The organism is Clostridium sp. CM042 (genome assembly GCF_055080995.1).
This window is the reverse complement of record NZ_CM143646.1, coordinates 1,377,419-1,396,871: the sequence shown is the minus strand read 5'-3', so window position 1 is coordinate 1,396,871 and position 19,453 is coordinate 1,377,419. Positions and strand designations below refer to the sequence as shown.

Annotated in this window: 15 protein-coding genes; 14 read left to right on the top strand and 1 reads right to left on the bottom strand. The window is 32.2% G+C overall.

From position 1 onward, the window contains the following. Positions 1–9: 9 nt before the first annotated feature. From grdB to ACWJJ7_RS06620, 4 genes are all read left to right on the top strand, one after another. Positions 10–1,314 (top strand): glycine reductase complex selenoprotein B, encoded by a 1,305-nt coding sequence (gene grdB, locus ACWJJ7_RS06635; RefSeq protein ID WP_462964465.1) that lies wholly within the window; start codon positions 10–12, stop codon positions 1,312–1,314. A gap of 76 nt (positions 1,315–1,390) precedes the next feature. Next, complete coding sequence (gene grdC, locus ACWJJ7_RS06630; RefSeq protein ID WP_462964464.1) at positions 1,391–2,926, top strand: glycine/sarcosine/betaine reductase complex component C subunit beta; 1,536 nt, start codon at positions 1,391–1,393, stop codon at positions 2,924–2,926. 26 nt (positions 2,927–2,952) lie between these two features. Further along, positions 2,953–4,110, top strand: coding sequence for a glycine/sarcosine/betaine reductase complex component C subunit alpha (grdD, locus tag ACWJJ7_RS06625; protein WP_462964463.1), 1,158 nt, complete (start codon positions 2,953–2,955; stop codon positions 4,108–4,110). Between the two features lie 139 nt (positions 4,111–4,249). After that, entirely contained in the window at positions 4,250–5,065 is an 816-nt protein-coding gene (locus ACWJJ7_RS06620) for an alpha/beta fold hydrolase (RefSeq protein WP_462964462.1), read from the top strand. A 109-nt stretch (positions 5,066–5,174) separates the two neighbouring features. Here ACWJJ7_RS06620 and ACWJJ7_RS06615 read toward each other — a convergent pair whose 3' ends face one another. Next, positions 5,175–5,630 carry a hypothetical protein gene (locus ACWJJ7_RS06615; protein WP_462964461.1) on the bottom strand — a complete coding sequence of 152 codons (456 nt, stop codon included), beginning with the start codon at positions 5,628–5,630 and terminating at the stop codon, positions 5,175–5,177. Positions 5,631–6,090: 460 nt separating this feature from the next. Between ACWJJ7_RS06615 and ACWJJ7_RS06610 the strand changes: the two genes are divergently transcribed. The 10 genes from ACWJJ7_RS06610 (at position 6,091) to ACWJJ7_RS06565 (ending at position 19,261) form a co-directional block, all read left to right on the top strand. Beyond that, a complete protein-coding gene (locus tag ACWJJ7_RS06610) occupies positions 6,091–7,275 on the top strand; it encodes a MalY/PatB family protein (protein ID WP_462964460.1) in 1,185 nt (394 codons plus the stop codon). A gap of 22 nt (positions 7,276–7,297) precedes the next feature. Beyond that, a complete protein-coding gene (locus ACWJJ7_RS06605; RefSeq protein WP_462964459.1) occupies positions 7,298–8,554 on the top strand; it encodes a dicarboxylate/amino acid:cation symporter in 1,257 nt (418 codons plus the stop codon). A gap of 280 nt (positions 8,555–8,834) precedes the next feature. Next, positions 8,835–9,866 (top strand): PocR ligand-binding domain-containing protein, encoded by a 1,032-nt coding sequence (locus ACWJJ7_RS06600; protein ID WP_462964458.1) that lies wholly within the window; start codon positions 8,835–8,837, stop codon positions 9,864–9,866. A gap of 270 nt (positions 9,867–10,136) precedes the next feature. Continuing rightward, a complete protein-coding gene (locus tag ACWJJ7_RS06595; RefSeq protein ID WP_462964457.1) occupies positions 10,137–11,294 on the top strand; it encodes an iron-containing alcohol dehydrogenase in 1,158 nt (385 codons plus the stop codon). Between the two features lie 195 nt (positions 11,295–11,489). Beyond that, on the top strand, positions 11,490–13,895 hold the full coding sequence (locus ACWJJ7_RS06590; protein ID WP_462964456.1) for a glycyl radical protein: 2,406 nt from the start codon (positions 11,490–11,492) through the stop codon (positions 13,893–13,895). A 16-nt stretch (positions 13,896–13,911) separates the two neighbouring features. Then, entirely contained in the window at positions 13,912–14,841 is a 930-nt protein-coding gene (locus tag ACWJJ7_RS06585) for a glycyl-radical enzyme activating protein (RefSeq protein WP_462964455.1), read from the top strand. A 277-nt stretch (positions 14,842–15,118) separates the two neighbouring features. After that, complete coding sequence (locus ACWJJ7_RS06580) at positions 15,119–15,496, top strand: HIT family protein (RefSeq protein ID WP_462964454.1); 378 nt, start codon at positions 15,119–15,121, stop codon at positions 15,494–15,496. A gap of 381 nt (positions 15,497–15,877) precedes the next feature. Continuing rightward, on the top strand, positions 15,878–16,600 hold the full coding sequence (locus tag ACWJJ7_RS06575; RefSeq protein WP_462964453.1) for a LytR/AlgR family response regulator transcription factor: 723 nt from the start codon (positions 15,878–15,880) through the stop codon (positions 16,598–16,600). Between the two features lie 720 nt (positions 16,601–17,320). Continuing rightward, a complete protein-coding gene (locus ACWJJ7_RS06570; protein ID WP_462964452.1) occupies positions 17,321–17,917 on the top strand; it encodes a sensor histidine kinase in 597 nt (198 codons plus the stop codon). Positions 17,918–18,067: 150 nt separating this feature from the next. Next, positions 18,068–19,261: a phospholipase C gene (locus ACWJJ7_RS06565; protein ID WP_462964451.1), complete on the top strand. Its 1,194-nt coding sequence runs from the start codon at positions 18,068–18,070 to the stop codon at positions 19,259–19,261. Positions 19,262–19,453 lie beyond the last annotated feature (192 nt).

The window sequence follows — 19,453 nt, the reverse complement described above, 5'->3', positions numbered from 1 at the left end:
GAAACTCAATTGATTAAGGTAGTTCATTATATAAATCAATTTTATGCTGGTATAGGCGGAGAAGAAGAGGCAAATTATAAACCAGAAGTAAGAGAAGGTTTCGTTGGACCTGGAATGGGGCTAAACAAAATTTTCAAAGGTGAAGCTGAAATAGTTGCTACTGTTATTTGTGGAGATTCATATTTCAATGAAAATCTAGAAAAAGCAAAAGCTGAAGTAATTGAAATGATAAAAAGTTACAACCCTGATTTAGTAATTGCAGGCCCAGCTTTTAATGCAGGAAGATATGGAATGGCATGTGGTGCTGTTGCAAAAGAAGTTAAAGAAAAATTAAATGTTCCTGTGCTTACAGCAATGTATATTGAAAATCCTGGTGCTGACATATATAAAAAGGACGCATATATAATTGAGACTAGAAATAGTGCGGTTGGTATGAGGCAAGCTCTTCCCGCTATGGTAAAGCTTGGTTTAAAACTTGTTCACGGTGAAGAAATAGGATCACCTGCAGAGGAAGGTTATATTGAAAGAGGAATAAGAAAGAATTATTTTGATACAGTTAGAGGTTCAAAAAGAGCAGTTAATATGCTCGTTAAGAAGCTTAAAGGAGAGGGATTTGCAACTGAGTTTGTAATGCCTGTATTTGATAGGGTAGAGCCAAATGCAGCTATAAAAGACATAACCAAAGCTAAAATTGCATTAGTTACATCGGGTGGAATAGTTCCAAAAGATAACCCTGACCATATTGAATCCTCAAGCGCTTCAAAGTTTGGCAAATATGACATTTTAGGTGTTGACGATTTAACAGAGGCGACATATGAAACCGCACATGGTGGATTTGATCCAACTTATGCAAATGCTGATTGTGACAGAGTTCTTCCAGTAGATGTATTAAGACAAATGGAAAAAGAAGGAAAGATAGGTTCGCTTCACAAATATTTTTATTCTACGGTTGGAAATGGTACATCCGTTGCCAATTCAAAGAAATTTGGAGCACAAATTGTAAAGGAATTGTTAGCTGATGGCGTGGATGCTGTTATATTAACGTCAACATGAGGAACTTGTACACGTTGCGGTGCAACACTCGTTAAAGAAATAGAGCGTGGAGGACTTCCAGTAGTCCACATGTGCACAGTAGTTCCAATTTCACTTACAGTTGGAGCGAATAGAATAGTACCAACAATAGCTATCCCACATCCACTAGGAAACCCTAGTTTAGAGAAGGAGGCTGAAATAAAGCTTAGATATAAACTGGTAGCTAAAGCACTTAAAGCATTAGAAACCCCAGTTGATGGGCAAAAGGTTTTTGAAGAATAAAACTATTATTAAAAAGTGCAAAAGTGAAGATATTTATCTTCACTTTTGTTAATTAAAATAAAGGAGGAATGAAATAATGAGCTTTCCAGTAGTGAAAAAAGCATCTTATATTCTTATTAACACTCCAGATATGGTAATGCATTGCGGAACAACAGCTGCAGTTGAGAGAAAAAACAATCCGGATTCAGAATTTTTAAAAGAGGCAAAGAATCATTTAAGAACTTTTGAGGATGTAGTAGCATATCCTCCTAATCAAACTTATATAGGCAACATAATGCCAGAGCAGCTTTTAGAAATTAAAAGACCTTGGAACAATTCAAAAATTGAAGGTGCTCAAAAAGCAGGAAAATTCGGAGAAATAATGTCGCAGGATGAATTTTACGGATTGCTTAAGGTTTCAGATGTATTCGATTTAGTAGTATTAGAAAAAGGTTTTACGCAAAGTGTTAGAGAAAAATTTGCTGCTCATGAATTACTTAACGTAAAAGTTGAAGCACTTGGCGTTGGCGAGGATGTAGCTATCATAAAAGAATTAGTTGATACTCAAGATGCAGAAGGATTATATCTTGGTGATGATCTAATTGGGTGTGTAAAAAAAGCTCATGATGTAGATATAAATCTTTCAGCACATGTTATGCTTGAAAACCTTGCTGTTAAGGCTTCAGGTGTTCTTGCATTAATGCAGTTAGTTAAACTTACTGGAATTGATGTAAGTGAAGTTGATTACTTAATTGAATGTTCTGAAGAAGCAGTAGGAGATATGAATCAAAGAGGAGGAGGCAATCTTGCCAAAGCATGTGGTGAAATTGCTGGTATTAAAGGAGCAACTGGTATTGACATGAGAGGTTTTTGCGCTGCACCTGTTCATGCAATAATAAATGCTTCTGCTCTAGTAAAATCAGGAATATTCAAAAATGTTATAGTTTTTGCAGGCGGATGTACTTCAAAGCTTGGAATGAATGGACGAGACCATGTAAAAAAAGGACTTCCAATTCTTGAGGATTGCCTTGGAGGATTCGCACTACTTATAACAGAAAATGATGGCATAAGCCCTGAAATAAGAACAGATATCATTGGAAAACATACAATTGGAGATGGCTCAGCACCTCAAGCTGTACTTGAAGCTTTAGTATTAAAACCGTTAACTAATGCTTCAATGAAAATAACTGATGTTGATAAATACGCTCCAGAGCTTCAAACTCCCGATATAACGGAGCCTGCTGGAGCCGGAGATGTACCAACTCAAAACTATAAAATGATCGGTGCTCTTGCTGTTAAAAACGGACAATTAGACAGAAAAGAACTTCCAAGCTTTGTGAAAAAGCATGGCTATCCCGGATTTGCTCCAACACAAGGACATATTCCATCAGCAGTACCAATAGTTGGACATGGAATTAGTGCAATATTGGAAGGGAGAATGAATAATTTTATGTTAATTGGCAAAGGAAGCTTGTTCCTTGGAAGAATGACTAATTTATTTGATGGAGTTTCAGTACTTGTGCAAAAGAATTCCGGAAAGCAAGATGATGGAGCTGAAGTTTCAAATGAAGAACTAAAGATTATGATAGCAGAAAGCATGAAAAAATTTGCGCAAATGCTAATAAGCGAATAATTGATGATTGTAGGGAGAGTGATTTTATGGGAAACATAAAAGCAAAAAAGGCCATAGCAGAGGCTTTCAATGAAATAGCAGATGGTATTAAAAGTGGAAGCTTTAAAAAGAGAATTAAAATAGGCATAACAACATATGGCTCGGAGCATGGCATTTCTGAAATGGTAAAAGCATGCACACTAGCATCAAAAAAATATGGAAGCTTTGATATTGTACTGATAGGTGAAAAGGTTGATTGTGAATTTGAAGTAGTTGAAGTAGCTTCTGCAGAGGACGGGCACAATAAAATGTTGAAACTTTTGGAGGAAGGAAAAATACAGGGTTGTGTTACACAACATTTTAATTTTCCAATAGGAGTTTCTACAGTAGGGAGGGCTGTTACTCCAGCAAAAGGACGCGATATGATAATAGCTACGACCACAGGTGCTACTTCAACTAATAGAGTAGAAGCCATGCTGAAAAATGCTATAGGTGGAATTGCAGTTGCAAAAGCCACAGGAATAAAAAATCCTAAAGTAGGAATTTTAAATATTGATGGAGCAAGGGAAGTTGAAAGAAACTTAGGTGAATTAAAAAAGTCTGGTTATAATTTTGAATTTGCAGATTCATTAAGAGCCGATGGTGGGGCAATGATGAGAGGTAATGATGTACTTGCAGGAACTCCAGATGTACTGGTTTGCGATTCACTTACTGGAAACCTTCTTATTAAAATGCTTTCATCTTATACAACTGGTGGAGATTATGAAACTTCAGGTTATGGATATGGGCCAGGAGTTGGAGAAACATATGATAAAATTATTAACATAATATCAAGGGCCTCTGGCGCACCTCTTATTTGTGAAGCACTTAAATATTGTTTTGAGTGTGTACAAAATGATCTTATGATTGTAGCTGAAAATGAATATAAAGATGCAGAAAAAGCTGGACTTAAAAAGTTAATTGATAGGATACTAAGTAAAAGTGAAAAATCATCAGAAGAAAAAGTTGCGCTTCCTCCCAAGGAAGTAGTTACTTTTGCTATACCAGGTATAGATATTTTAGAACTCGATGATGCATGTGCTGCCCTCTGGACGGAAGGAATATACTGCGAGAGTGGAATGGGTTGTACTGGCCCTGTATTAATGATAAACGAGAAAAATTCTGAGAATAGCACAAAGATACTCGTAAAATGTGGTTATAAATAAAAAATATTAGTTATAGAGAAGAAGGAGGCGTAGCAAACAATGTTATGCCTCTTTTTTTTTATGAATGTATAACTTTAATTAACATAATTATTTCTAATAGAATAGTATATAAATGTAAGATTATTATTGGAGGTATTTAGTGGGATATTATATTAGAGTAGAAGAAAATGTAAAAATCTATGTAGAGGATATTAACCCTAAGGGTGAAAAGACAATAGTGTTTCTTCACGGTTGGCCCGGAAGTCATAAGTTGTTTGAATATCAGTTTAATGAACTTCCAAAGATGGGATACAGGTGTATAGGTATAGATCAGAGGGGATTCGGTAAATCCGATAAGCCGTTCGAAGGCTATGACTACGATAGATTATCAGACGATGTTCGAGGTGTAGTAGATGCACTTAAATTAAAGGATTTTACACTAGCGGGGCACTCCACAGGAGGAGCGATTGCTATTAGATACATGTCCAGGCACAATGAATACGGGGTATCCAAACTAGCTCTTTTTGCAGCAGCAGCACCCAGCCTTATCCAGCGTCCATATTTCCCTTATGGATTGAAAGCGGAAGTTGTTAAAGATATCATTGATCAAACATATAATGATCGACCTAAAATGTTGAGGGGATTTGGAGACATGTTTTTCTTTCAGCATATAACCCAGGCATTTTCAGATTGGATTTTTCAATTGGGACTACAGGCAGCAGGTTGGGCCACTGCGGCAACTTCAACCAGTTGGCTAGGCGAGGAACGTTTATTTTTTGATCTTTCTAAAATAAGTGTTCCAACTTTAATTCTTCATGGTATTCATGACAAAGTCTGTCTCTTCCCATTAGGTCAGGCACAAAGACAAGGCATTAAGAATTCTAAACTTGTACCATTTGAATTCAGTGGCCACGCATTATTCTATGATGAGAAAGATAGATTTAACAAAGAATTGGCTTCATTTATTGAGGAGTAAGGGCTTCCACTGTTATAAAAGTCGAGAACTATATTATCAATTTCATTTTGCTATTTTGTTTATACAGATGATTAAAGAATTAATGTAAATAAAAAGCAGTAAATGAGTGTCATTTATTGCTTTTTATAATAGCACCATTATCCTGTGCTATTTGACTTGTTAGTTCACCCTGGGTTCCCAGTTTATTACTATAGCCAACTTTAACTCTTGTTGGGTCTTTAATAATAAGTACATAGCCTGTGAACTTTATTCCATTTGAAATATTATATCTTTCAATACTATTGTCATGGGAATTAATAAACTTAATAAGATTATTAGTGCCTTGCTGCATAGTTTGAACTGCATCTTCGCTTCTGATTTTTTGGATTTCCGCATCGGATAAAAACGACTTCGCAATCCATTGGTGAGTAAGTGTGGTCATTGAAGCATCCACAATCGTTTTTTTTACATTAATAAACGGACCATGAAATATAATTAATGGAGCAGTAATTCCAGTAAATATTAATCCGAAAATAAGATAAAATATAAAGTTTTTTAGTTTGTGATTCTTTTTTTGTTTTGACATATTGATTGAGCCCCTTCGTTTATATACTCTTTTATATTATTTCTCTATTGGTACTGCATAAAATAAGCATACTAAACTTCCTATGACAATTAGTAAACCTAAAATTGCGGGTAAGCCCATAATTTTCACTCCCTTTTATTTTAATATTTATATACATTATTACCATATTATAAAATTAAATGCAAAATTATGCAAATGATATTCTGATTAATACTTAGCTAGGATACAGTTCTCCAAATAGAATTTATGTAAACTGAGTTACCTTCAAAAATAACAACAAAGCATCTAGAGAGATGATCCAGTAGTGCATTGACCTAGTCACAGTAGTATGGTAATATAACCCTGTTAGATGATTATATGGATAAAGATTATTTAGTAACTATTGAAAACGGTTTAAAACAGGAAGCTCTCCTGCTAGAACTGCAATAGCTCACTTATAAAGAAAAGAGGAGGTTTTATTATGAATATTAAAGAATTTTGCGAAAAGTATTCAATAGATAGATTAGGGACAAATTCCTTAAAATGGGATGCACTAGATAAGCGCTATGGTGATAAAGATTTAATTGCTATGTGGGTTGCAGATATGGAATTTAAAACTCCCGAAGTTGTAATTGATGCAATGAAGAAAAGAATTGAACACGGAATATTTGGATATTCTTATGTACCTGAATCCTATTATAATGCCTTTATTAATTGGGAAAAGAATGAACATAACTATGCGATAAATAAAGAATGGATGCGTTTTTCAACTGGCGTTGTTCTTGCCTTATACTGGTTTGTTAATGCTTTTACAAAACCTAATGACTCAGTAATTATTATTACTCCCGTTTATTATCCCTTCCATAATGCGGTAAAAGATAATGGAAGAAAATTGATTACATCAGAATTAATTAATACCAACGGAGTATATACCATTGATTTTGAGAATTTTGAAAAGAACATTATTGAAAATGATGTCAAATTATTTATCCAGTGCTCACCTCATAATCCAGTTGGTAGAGTTTGGACAGAAGAAGAATTGGATAAGGTTTTGTCTATATGCAAAAAACACAATGTACTTGTTGTTTCAGATGAGATCCATCAGGATATTATAGTTGGAAAAAACATTCAAATTCCGGCAGCTATTGTAAGTGGGGGAGCGTATGCAGATAATTTAATAACAGTTACAGCACCGTCAAAAACTTTTAATCTAGCTGGGTTATTAAATTCTCATATAATCATATCTAATGAAGAAATAATGGCTACCTATGATGCTTATGCAAAAACTGTTAATCAAACAGAAGTAAATATCATGGGATTAACTGCAGCAGAAGCTGCTTATAGTCATGGAAAAGAGTGGTTAGATTCTTTACTAGATGTAATACGATATAATTATAACTATGTTAAAACCAGACTGAATGAAAAAACACCAAAAATAATTATTACTCCATTAGAAGGAACATATCTTGCTTGGTTAGATTTACGAGAATATATCGATCCTAAGGACGCAAAAACATTTATACAGGATAAATGTAGACTTGCTGTTGATTTAGGTGAATTGTTTAGTAAAGATTGCAAAGGTTTTGTTAGACTCAATATGGCTACCGATCCCAAATATGTTGAAAAGGCTGTAGACAACATCATAAAGAATATCAATTGTTTGTAAAAATAGAAGGCGGGGAAGGTTAATGAAGTTTTTAAAGAATTATAAATTTTCTTTTATTCTCCTTGGTGGAATGTTAATTGGGTCCATTGTAGGATGGATACTTGGACCCAAAGCTGTAGTTCTTACGCCGATAGCAGATGTTTTTCTAAATTTGTTATATTGTTGTGTAGTACCTATGATTTTCGTATCGTTAGTATCTTCCATTGCTAATATGGAGAATTTGCAAAAGCTTGGTAAAGTATTATCTATCATGATGGTATTGTTTATTGTAACAGAAATCATAGCCAGCGTTTATATGGCTGTCATCTGTGTGGTGTTTGATCCAGCTCATGGAGCAAATATAGCTATGAATGAAACAGTAAAGAATATGAAGAGCAATAGTAATTTCTTATCGATGTTTACAGTAAATGACTTTTCACTGTTGTGGTCAAGAAAAAATTTGATGGCTTTAATTGTTTTTTCTATGTTTTTTGGAGTAGCTACTGTTGCTATAGGGGAAAAAGGAAAACCTGTAATGCAATTATTTGACTCACTATCTAATGTTATTATGAAAATGGTTGAATATGTCATGCTTTTAGCACCAATAGGACTAGGTGCATTCTTTGCTACTTTGATTGGGCAGTATGGTGATGAAATTGCAGGACCACTATCAAGAGCACTATTAATATATTTTATAGCGGCTGTAATATATTTCTTTTTATCAAATACTATTTTCGCCTTCATTGGTGATGGAAACAGAGGAATTAGAAATTTTTGGAAAAATATTATTCCGCCAGCTCTAACCTCTTTAGGTACATGCTCTAGTGCTGCGAGTATTCCAAGTAATCTTATTGCCTCAAAAAACATTGGCATTCCAGAAGATATTAAGAATATTACTATTCCTATGGGGTGCAATCTTCATAAAGATGGGGCGTGTTTAACTTCAATTTTAAAAATTGCATTTATGTGTTCTATTTTTAAGATTAATTTTTTAGATCCAAAAAATTTATTGACTGCTATTGTAGTATCTGTAGTAGCATCATCAGTAATGGGTGCAATACCAGCTGGTGGATATGTTGGAGAAATATTTATTGTAGCTGCTTTTGGATTTCCTGTTGTTTCAATTCCAATTATGGTTTTAATTGGAACAATAACAGACGCGCCAGCAACAGCAATTAACGCTACTGGCGATACTGGGGTTGCAATGATTATTTCTCGCATTATTGAAGGTAAAAATTGGGCTGATAAAAAAATTTGCAATAATAAAATATCTCATATAGAAACAGAATCATTTATGTAAGTTAGAAACATGGTAATATAAGTAATGTTGATTATGATGGATAGGCATTTAGTGCCTATCTATTTTATTTTTGTTATCACAAAGTATAGAATATTCATAATAGCATGTATAATTAACGCACGATGTGTTATGCTAATTAAGCAAAAGTTGCTAGCTTAATTAATAAACAATAATACGTGCCTCTATCTCATCTGATTTTAATGGAAATTAGCTTTTATTTTTATATTTTTGATGGTAATATTACTTATATAGAAAAATAGTCATGAATGGAGGAAGTAATTTGCATAATGGTTTGTTACATCTAGATAATATTATTAATGTGAATAATTTTCAAAAAATGCAGGATAATATAGCAGAGGTAACGGGGATTGCTATGGTGACAGTTGATTATAAAGGAAAAAGGATTACTACACATAGTAAGTGTAGTGAATTTTGTAAATTTGTAAGATTACATCTAGACGTGGGTCACCTTTGTGAAAAATGTGACGCTAGAGGGGGACTCGAGGCTGCTAGATTACAACAACCATATCTGTATATATGTCATGTAGGTGTAATAGACCTTGCAATTCCTATTGTAATAGATGGACAATACTTTGGCGCTGTAATGGCAGGACAGGTTATTATTAAAGATGAAGAAAAGGAAGATTTAGAACAAATAGTTAACAATAAATATTTTAAGATGGAATTAGAAAAAGAAGGCGAACTTAAGGTTTTATATGAAAAGTTACCTATGATGACTTTGGACAGAGTTAAATCTGTTGCTAACATGATTTTTCATATTAGTAACTATATTGTAGAAGAAGCCTTATTAAAAATAACTTCAAACAAACATAATGATAAAATTTTAACTGTTGGTTCATTTAAGACGACAAAGTTACAATTAAAAAATGCTAATAAAGTGAAAACAGTGGAAGAAAATTCGAAGAATAATGTTAAATTAGATTTTAATGAAGATGAAAATAATATAAAATGTGAGAACAAATGCGATATTATTTTAAAACCAGCATTAGATTATATACAAAAGAACTATAGGTACGCAATTACCCTTAATGATATGGCATCATTGTGTAACATTAGTCCTAGCTATTTTAGTAAGCTTTTTAAAAAAAGTATTGATGAGAATTTCTCCAGTTATATAAATAAAGTGAGAATTAAAAAAGCTAAAGAATTGCTTGAGGAGTCTGATGTCCCAATAAGCAATTTAGCATTGGATTTAGGTTTTGATGATTGTGGTTATTTTATAAAAGTATTTAAAAAAATTGAAGGGATAACCCCGGCCGTTTATAGAAATGAATATAATGTAGAAAAATAGCACTAGACTAAAACTAGTGCTATTTTTTTATGCAAAACACTAAATGCGACAAATTACTGTGGAAATTTACATAAAATGAGTAATGTTTTTCTACAAGAATGCAATATTTTTCAATGAAATTTGAATTAGACAGGCTTATACTTGAGATAGTTAGTAAATTAACAAGGGATGTATTAATAATTAAGAAAATTTTAATATCACCTTAAAAATAGAGGTTAAGCTACAATTCAACAAATTACAATGTTCAAAGAAACTAAGGAGGAATAATAAATGAGAATGTATGATTATTTAGCACCAGCGGTTAACTTTATGGGAGCAGGAGCTGTAAAAGTAGTAGGCGAAAGAGCTGAAATTTTAGGTGGAAAAAAAGCGTTAATAGTAACTGATAAGTTTCTTCGTAGTCTTCCGGGCGGTGCAGTAGCACAAGTTGAAGTTTCATTAAAAGAAGCAGGAATTAGCTTTGTATTCTATGATGATGTTGAGCCAAATCCTAAGGATAGAAACGCAATTGCAGGTGCAAAAGTATTCAAAGATGAAAAATGTGACATGATTATTACAGTTGGTGGCGGAAGTTCACATGACTGTGGTAAAGGTATAGGTATATTAGCAACTCATCCAGGAGAATTAGTTGACTATGCAGGTATAGAAACTCTTGCAAATCCACTTCCTCCAATTATTGCTGTTAATACTACAGCTGGAACAGCTAGTGAAGTTACTCGTCACTGCGTTATTACAAATACTAAAACTAATATTAAATTTGTTATAGTTAGTTGGAGAAACTTACCATCAGTTTCAATCAATGATCCACTAACAATGGTTGGAAAGCCTGCAGGACTTACAGCTGCAACTGGTATGGATGCTTTGACTCATGCTATAGAAGCATACGTTTCAAAGGATGCTAATCCTGTTACAGATGCGGCAGCTATCCAAGCTATTAAATTAATATCAAACAATTTAAGACAAGCTTATGCACTAGGTGAAAACTTAGTAGCTAGAGAAAATATGTGTTATGCTTCACTACTTGCTGGTATGGCGTTTAATAATGCTAACTTAGGTTATGTACATGCAATGGCTCACCAATTAGGTGGACTTTATGATATGCCTCATGGAGTAGCTAACGCTATATTACTTCCATTCGTTGAAAAATGGAATGTTATTTCAAATCCACAGAAATTTGCTGATATAGCAGAATTCATGGGTGAAAATATACAAGGACTTTCAGTACTAGATGCAGCTCAGAAATCTATCGATGCTATGTTTAGACTTGCAAATGATGTTGGAATTCCAGCTAACTTAAGATCACAAGGAGTTAAAGAAGAAGACATCGAATATATGGCTGAATGGGCATTAAAAGATGGTAATGCATTCAGTAACCCAAGAAAAGGAAACAAGAAAGATATTGTTGAATTATTTAAATCAGCATTTTAATATTGCAGCTTCGATAAGATAATTTAATATAAATGAAAATATAAGTTACAACAATTATAATGTGTCCTCGATGCAATCATCGAGGACATATTATAAATTATATATGCATTTGATAGTTATAAATTTAACAAAATCTTATTTAAAAAGATAAAATTTGGATTAATAAAAAATTATTTTAAGAGAGGAAGTTTTAATATGTATATTCTACAAGATGGATTTAGTAAACCAACAAAGAGGGTAGTAGCATTAAAGGAACAAATACTTTTAGCAGTTCCATGTATTGAAGTTGATAGAGCGTTATTAATAACAGAATCATTCAAAGAGACAGAAGGACAACCTGCAGTAGTTCGTAGGGCTAGAGCACTTGAAAAGATATTAAATGAAATTCCTATTATTATAAGAGATGAAGAGCTAGTAGTTGGAAGTCTTACTCAGGAAGCAAGATCAGCTCAAATTTTTCCGGAATTCTCAAACCAGTGGATTAAAGATGAATTTGAAACCATAGGAAAGAGAAAAGGTGATTCATTCCAAATTACTGAAAAAGCAAAAGCACAACTTACAGAAGTATTTAATTATTGGGAAGGTAAAACTACTAATGAACTTGCTACTTCATACATGTATCCAGAAACTATTGAGGCAATGAATGAAAATGTATTTACAGTTGCAAACTATTATCTTAATGGAGTAGGACATGTATCTGTAGATTACGCTAAGATTTTAGCTAAAGGATATAAAGGTGTTATTGAAGAAGTTGAATGTGCAATTAAGGCTGCTGATAAAGAGAATCCTGGATATATCAAGCAAAAACTATTTTGGGAATCTATCGTAGTTTCTTGCAAAGCAATAATAAACTATGCACATAGATATGCAAAGCTTGCTAGAGAAATGGCTTCAAAAGAATCAAATAGTGTACGTGCTAAAGAATTATTACAAATAGCTAAAAACTGTGAAACAGTACCTGAAAATGGGGCAACTAATTTTTATGAAGCTTGCCAATCATTCTGGTTTGTACATGCAGTTATAAATATAGAATCAAATGGACATTCTATTTCTCCAACAAGATTTGATCAATATATGTATCCATATTATGAAATGGAATTAAATTCAGGAAATTTTGACATAGATGCAATTCAAGAACTTATTGATTGTGTATGGGTTAAATTAAATGATATTAACAAAGTTCGTGATGAAGTATCAACAAGAGCATTTGGTGGATATCCATTGTTTCAAAACCTATGTGTAGGTGGGCAAACTAGAGAAGGCAAAGATTCTACAAATGATTTATCATACATGTGCATAGATGCTACAGCTCATGTAAGATTAGCAGCACCTTCATTCTCAGTAAGAATATGGAACAAAACTCCAGATGAATTCTTATTAAGATGTTGTGAGTTAAGCAGATTAGGACTTGGTATGCCAGCATTTTATAATGATGAAGTTGTAATTACAGCACTAGTTAGTAATGGATTAACAATTGAAGATGCTAGAGAATATGGAATTATTGGTTGCGTTGAACCGCAAAAACCAGGTAAAACAGAAGGATGGCATGATTCAGGTTTCTTTAATTTAGCAAGACTATTAGAAGTCACTATAAATAATGGTATGAGTAATGGAAAACAAATAGGACCTAAGACTGGAGAATTTACACAGTTCAAGTCTATTGAAGAAATTGTTGAAGCTTACACGAAACAAATGGAATACTTTGTTTATCAATTATCAGTGGCAGACAATTCTATTGATATGGCTCATGCAGAAAGAGCCCCATTACCTTTCCTATCTTGTATGGTTGATGACTGTATAACAGATGGTAAATCACTTCAAGAAGGTGGAGCACATTATAACTTTACAGGACCACAAGGTGTTGGTGTTGCAAATGTAGGAGACTCTTTTGCAGCTATTAAAGAACTTGTATTTGATACTAAAATGATAACTTTAAAAGATTTAAAAGAAGCTTTAGATACTAACTTTGGTCAAGAAGATTCAACTTCAAAGATAGATTTTGAGGACTTAAGACAAATGTTAATTCATAGAGCACCTAAGTTTGGTAATGATATTGATGAAGTTGATGAACTAGCAAGACAAGGAGCATATATTTACTGCAAAGAAGTTGCAAAACATAAAAATCCAAGAGGTGGAAATTTCCACGCGGGATTATATCCAGCAGCAATTAATATCCTATTTGGTGATCTTATAGGAGCAACTCCAGATGGTAGAAAAGCACATGAAGCATTAGCAGATGGTGTATCTCCAGTTAGAGGAGCCGATAGTAATGGACCAACTGCTGCTATAAATTCAGTAGCTAAATTAGATCATTTTATTGCATCTAATGGTACTTTATTAAATCAAAAATTCCATCCAGGTTCAATTCAAGGAAGTATTGGATTAAATAATTTAGCATCACTTGTTAGAAGCTTTTTCGATCAAAAGGGTATGCATGTACAATTTAATATAATCGATAAGAAAACTCTTGTTGAAGCACAAAAGAACCCAAGTAAATATAGAGATTTAGTAGTACGTGTTGCCGGTTATAGTGCTCAATTTATAACATTAGATAAAGCAATTCAAGATGATATTATAAAGAGAACTGAACAAACTTTCTAAAAAGGAGGAAAATCAGATGCCGATAAGAAGAATTAATTATAAGCAAAAAGGCAAAATTTTTAATATGCAACGATTTTCTATTCATGATGGACCTGGGATTAGGACAATAGTGTTTTTTAAAGGATGTCCTTTAAAATGTGATTGGTGTAGTAATCCAGAATCACAAGATCCATTAGTTCAAATTATGTTTAATGAAAAAAATTGTATAGAGTGTGAAAAATGCGAAAAAAATTGTCCAGTAGGTGCAATTGATATGCTAACACCTGGAAGAATAGATAGAAAAAAATGCACAAGTTGTGGACTTTGTGCTGAAAATTGTTATCCAGGAGGTATTGTTAAATCTGGAGAAGAAACTACTGTAGAGAAGGTAATGACTGAACTAAAGAAAGAAACTATTCAGTTTAGACGTTCTGGAGGTGGAGTTACATTATCTGGAGGCGAATTGCTTATGCAACCAGAATTTGCAATTGAACTTTTAAAAGCTTGCAAGTCAATGGGATGGCATACTGCAATAGAAACTACAGGCTATGCTAGTGAAGAGACAATAGATAAGATAATTCCTTTGGTTGATTTAGTGCTTTTAGATATAAAACATTTAGATGATGAAAAACATAAAAAACATGTTCATGTAAGTAATGAAATAATAATAAGAAACGCTAAAAAAATAGCTACTTTAGGCAAAGAGCTTATTATAAGAGTACCTGTTATTCCACAATTTAATTGTGATAAAAACAGTATATCTGATATTGCTAAGTTTGCAAAAAGTTTAGGAACAGTACAGCACTTAGATTTATTACCATATCATAAGCTTGGGGCAAATAAGTATGAGAACCTAGGATTAGATTATATAATGGGACAGGAAATTAAAACTCCAGATGAGGATACTATGAATAACTTTAAAAAAATAGTAGAGGAATATGGATTAGAATGTACTATTGGAGGCTAAAGATTCTTACAGTATTTTAAGCATTCAGCTAATTTAAAAGATATATTATAGTGCAAAGAATAAAAGAAGCAATGGTTGAGTATGATGGTAGGCATTTAATGCCTACCATTGTTTTTTTTGTCCTCAATCATATAAAATTTATTTTTTATACGAATTTCACAGGATAATTGCGAATGTATGTTGAATTATGCTAAATAGAATATTTTAGAGGTGTTAATAGATTTAGATTACATAATGTATAGAATTGGAAATAAGATAAATAAAAGGAGGAAATAAAATGTCAGAATGTATATTTTGTAATACCAATGAATCAGAAATTATAGTAGAAAATAAACTGGCTTTTGCTATACTAGATCATTTCCCGGTAAATAACGGTCATTGTTTAATTATACCTAAGAGGCATTTTGAAAATTTTTTTGAGGCAACGGAGGAAGAGATTAAAGCAATATATGGCTTACTGCATGAGGTAAAAGAAATGTTTGATATTCAATACGAACCAGCGGGATACAATATAGGTATTAATGTAGGAACTTATGCTGGGCAAACCATAAACCATTTACATGTGCATTTGATTCCTAGATATATAGGGGATGTAGATGATCCAAGGGGTGGAGTAAGAAATTTAAAAAAGGCTTTGGTTGAGTATGATGGATAATTTAGCTCCTATATTCAAGGAGATTGAAATATATTTATGTATTTTAAGCACTAGATTTGAGAAGTTCAACAAGATTTTACGTGCTTCAGCTAGTAGTACTGAAAATTAGGTGACCATGGTAATGAGTTTGTCATTAAGTCTAACATAATGACAAACTCATTACCATTTCTATATTTAAATTTATATATGAAAATAATATCCAGTTGCTACTCCCACATTATATAGACATATAAAAGAATATGAAATATTCGCAGGATAATTGCGAATGCTTGTTGAATTATGCTAAATAGAATATTTTAGGGGTAAATAGATTTAGATTATATAATGTATAGAATTGGAAATTCAAAGTATTCAAAAAAATTAAAGGCAGGTGTGATTTTTATGAAATATACAATTGCAATCTGTGATGATGAACCTGTTCAAGTAAGAGTTATTGAAAAATATATGGAATCATTAAACAAAGAACAAAATTTTCATATCATTATTTCTAACAGTGGTGAACAATTACTTACCCAAATACAATACAAACCTGTACACATTTGCTTTTTAGATATCCAAATGAAAGGAATGAATGGACTGGAAACAGGAAAAAAAATTAGGGAACTTTATAAAAATGCAATCATTATATTTATTACAGGCTTTAAAGATTATGCATTGCATGCTTTTAGCATAAGGGCCTTTGACTACATCATCAAACCGATCACGGAAGAGAGATTTGGAAATTTATTTCAAGAAATATCCGAAAAGCTGAAACTTACCTATGGCAATGTAGAAGAGGAAAAAGAGCTAACCATTCAAACTAAGGAAGGTATCTACAACATTAAATACGATTCCATCTACTATTTTGAAAAACATTTGAGAAAAATCATTGCTGTGTGCAAGGGAAAGAATTTAGAATTTAATGATAGCTTTAAAAACTTAAAATATTATTTAGATATGACCTATTTTACCCAATGCCATCAAGGATTTATTGTAAATAATAAGAAAATCTCCTTTTACAAAAATCAACAAATTTATATGGAAAAAATAAATCTATATATTCCTGTAAGCAGAGCATGTGTGAATGAAGTTAGGAGAATTTCATGTCATAATTTATTCCGTTAGGAGGTTGGATACATGTACTTTTTATGGGAAGCTTTTGAATTCTCAATTAATTTACTAGAATGTTACATGTTGTACTTTATCCTTACTCTAGTTCTTCAAAAAAAAATTAAAAATAATTATACAGTTGTTTTCATTATTCTATTTCAAAGCATCCTTCTTCAACTTATAAATAAAGGGTTAGGGAATGCAAACTTTTTAGGGTTTATCCTCATTTTATGTGGTACTATTGTAATTTATTTTATAACCCTTAATTGCAACTTAAGAAATCTACTCTTTGTAATGATTCTGTTTATGGGATGTCTGGCAACCTTTGATTTTCTCGGTGTTATTATTAAAAGTATGGTATTTCACGTTTCTCCAGGTCTTCTTGCGCAAAAAAATATTTATAGAGTAATCAATGCAGTGACCACCCGAATAGTCCTGTTATTTTTTATGAAATTCTTTATACAATTTAAAGTAAGCACTTCTTATATAAAAAAAATTCTTATTTACCAAATTACTATTGTTTTAATGATAAATATATTTTTTAATTTTATTTTTTTTAATATATATGAGGGAAAATCTTTTTTTAAAACCAATTTTTTTATAGGATTCATTACCCTTTGTATAATACTTTTCAGTTTTGTTATCATGAAAATCATCCAGCAAATTTTACTCTATTCAAAAAAAGAAGTAGAATGGTCTCTACAAGAAATAGAATATAAAAAGCAGATCTTTTATATGAACAATATACAAGAGTTAATTCATACATTAAGAGCACAGAGGCATGACTTTAACAATCATATCAATTGTATCTACGGGCTCTTAAAGACCGGAGAAATAAATGTCGCAAAAGAATATTCTGAAAAACTAGCAAATCAAACGGCGGAAATTAATACTATTCTAAATATAGATATTCCTATTATTGCAGCACTGTTAAATTTCAAGTTATCTATCGTAAAAGAAAGAAAAATTGAACTATATATAGATATAAAACTACCTAAAGATATTAAAATAGATTCTGTGAATCTCTCTGTACTTTTAGGAAATGCACTAGATAATGCCATAGAAGCCTGTGAAAATATAGCAGATGGAAATAAGTTCATTCGAATCAAAATGTATATAGAAAAAGCACATCTAATCATTAAAATTATCAATAGCACAAACAGAGCAAAACAGGAAGGTACAGAGGAACATAAAACAACACATCCCGATAAGGAAAACCATGGGTTCGGACTTGAAAATATAAATTACATAGTAAACAAATATGATGGTTTAATTCAAATAGAAGAAAAAGAAAATTTATTTATACTGAACATTGCTCTTTTAATAAAATGATAGAAAAATTACCCGCAAATTTACAAAAAATATTCGATTATGACATTTCAACAACCAATCATGCAAATGATATTTAAACCTTTACATAAATATGTATAATTATAATAAAAGAAGAAAAATTTTGAAAGTAAAAAAGGGGGAAATGTAATTATGAAGAAGACAAAACCTTTGATTATATTAATCTTTACAGTTGCAACATTTTTTACGACCGGTACAGCTTACGGTTGGAATGGTAATAAGGATGGAACAGGAACTCATGCAGTGATTGCGGATCAAGCAGTGGAAATGTTAAATAACGACTTAGATCCAGGTGAACCACAGAAAGTAAAAGACAATGTAGAACTTTTAAATCAATATATTAATGATTTGAAAATTGGGTCTACTTTCCCAGATTTTGATCCAAATGGATATGATTTGTATCAAGACCACTTCTGGGATCCAGATACAGGATATAATTTCACTCATACGGCGCCATGGTATACTAGTTATACTGTTACAGAAACAGCAGACAGTCAAAGTAGAAAATTTTCAGCATTGGCTTTAAATGAATGGAAAAAGGGGAATTACCAAGATGCTTCAAAACTACTTGGACAAGCTATTCACTACTTAGGAGATATCAACTGCCCTTATCATGCTGCGAATATTACAGCGGTAGATAGCGTAGGACATGTCAAATATGAGACATATGCCGATAATAACATAGGAAAATACCTTCTTAATACAATGAATGGAACGACTAAGGAGCCAGTATATGCAAATGTTATTACAACAGCTGATTTTTCAAATTGGATTACAAAAAACAATACTTACTGGGGAAAGCTTTCAAAATCATTATATTTTTCCAAATCAACAATGTCTAACTCATATGCAGATTGGGATTATTCGCTAGGAGAAGCATTACCAAATTCTCAAAAAAGTATAGCAATGTTCCTATATAGGTTTATAAATGAAGCATCGAATACTGTGCCAGTAGGATCACTTAACTTTAATCAATTACAAGTTGTTATTAAAACAGCAGACTTAGATTATGCAAGTACCAACGATTATGTATACTTTGGCATTGAAACACAGGATGGGCAGAAATTTGAATTGCCCTTGGACAATCCGGGAAATGATTTTGAAAGAAATCAAACAGACAGCTATAATTTGACTTTACCTAAAACTATTAATGCAGATACTATTACAAATACATGGTTAAGAAAAGCTATATACACCGCTCCGGGAGATGATTGGAAGCCTGAAAATATAAAGGTAATCATTTGCGGAGAGGTAAGACAAGATTTAAATATTACTTCAGTGTTAAGCGGAAACGTTAAATATACGATGCCTTTTAGTTTAAAATAAGAGTGCTAGAAATGCTATGTATTTAGTATTTTATAGAAGTTGAAAAGAATTTTTCGAAAAAAATATTATGCAAAAGGGATTTCTAAATATGGAAATCCCTTTTACATGCATTAGATTAATAAAGATGTTAAATCATTATCTTTATAAAAAGTTTTTGCGGAGTTTATAACTATAGGACTATGTTCATTGTAG

What these genes read in the sequence shown, in the direction of transcription:
- grdC (WP_462964464.1), top strand. Translation starts at nt 1,391, where the DNA reads ATGAGCTTTCCAGTAGTGAAAAAAGCATCTTATATTCTTATTAACACT.
- grdD (WP_462964463.1), top strand. Translation starts at nt 2,953, where the DNA reads ATGGGAAACATAAAAGCAAAAAAGGCCATAGCAGAGGCTTTCAATGAA.
- ACWJJ7_RS06615 (WP_462964461.1), bottom strand. Translation starts at nt 5,630, where the DNA reads ATGTCAAAACAAAAAAAGAATCACAAACTAAAAAACTTTATATTTTAT.
- ACWJJ7_RS06610 (WP_462964460.1), top strand. Translation starts at nt 6,091, where the DNA reads ATGAATATTAAAGAATTTTGCGAAAAGTATTCAATAGATAGATTAGGG.
- ACWJJ7_RS06605 (WP_462964459.1), top strand. Translation starts at nt 7,298, where the DNA reads ATGAAGTTTTTAAAGAATTATAAATTTTCTTTTATTCTCCTTGGTGGA.
- ACWJJ7_RS06595 (WP_462964457.1), top strand. Translation starts at nt 10,137, where the DNA reads ATGAGAATGTATGATTATTTAGCACCAGCGGTTAACTTTATGGGAGCA.
- ACWJJ7_RS06590 (WP_462964456.1), top strand. Translation starts at nt 11,490, where the DNA reads ATGTATATTCTACAAGATGGATTTAGTAAACCAACAAAGAGGGTAGTA.
- ACWJJ7_RS06585 (WP_462964455.1), top strand. Translation starts at nt 13,912, where the DNA reads ATGCCGATAAGAAGAATTAATTATAAGCAAAAAGGCAAAATTTTTAAT.
- ACWJJ7_RS06580 (WP_462964454.1), top strand. Translation starts at nt 15,119, where the DNA reads ATGTCAGAATGTATATTTTGTAATACCAATGAATCAGAAATTATAGTA.
- ACWJJ7_RS06575 (WP_462964453.1), top strand. Translation starts at nt 15,878, where the DNA reads ATGAAATATACAATTGCAATCTGTGATGATGAACCTGTTCAAGTAAGA.
- ACWJJ7_RS06570 (WP_462964452.1), top strand. Translation starts at nt 17,321, where the DNA reads ATGAACAATATACAAGAGTTAATTCATACATTAAGAGCACAGAGGCAT.
- ACWJJ7_RS06565 (WP_462964451.1), top strand. Translation starts at nt 18,068, where the DNA reads ATGAAGAAGACAAAACCTTTGATTATATTAATCTTTACAGTTGCAACA.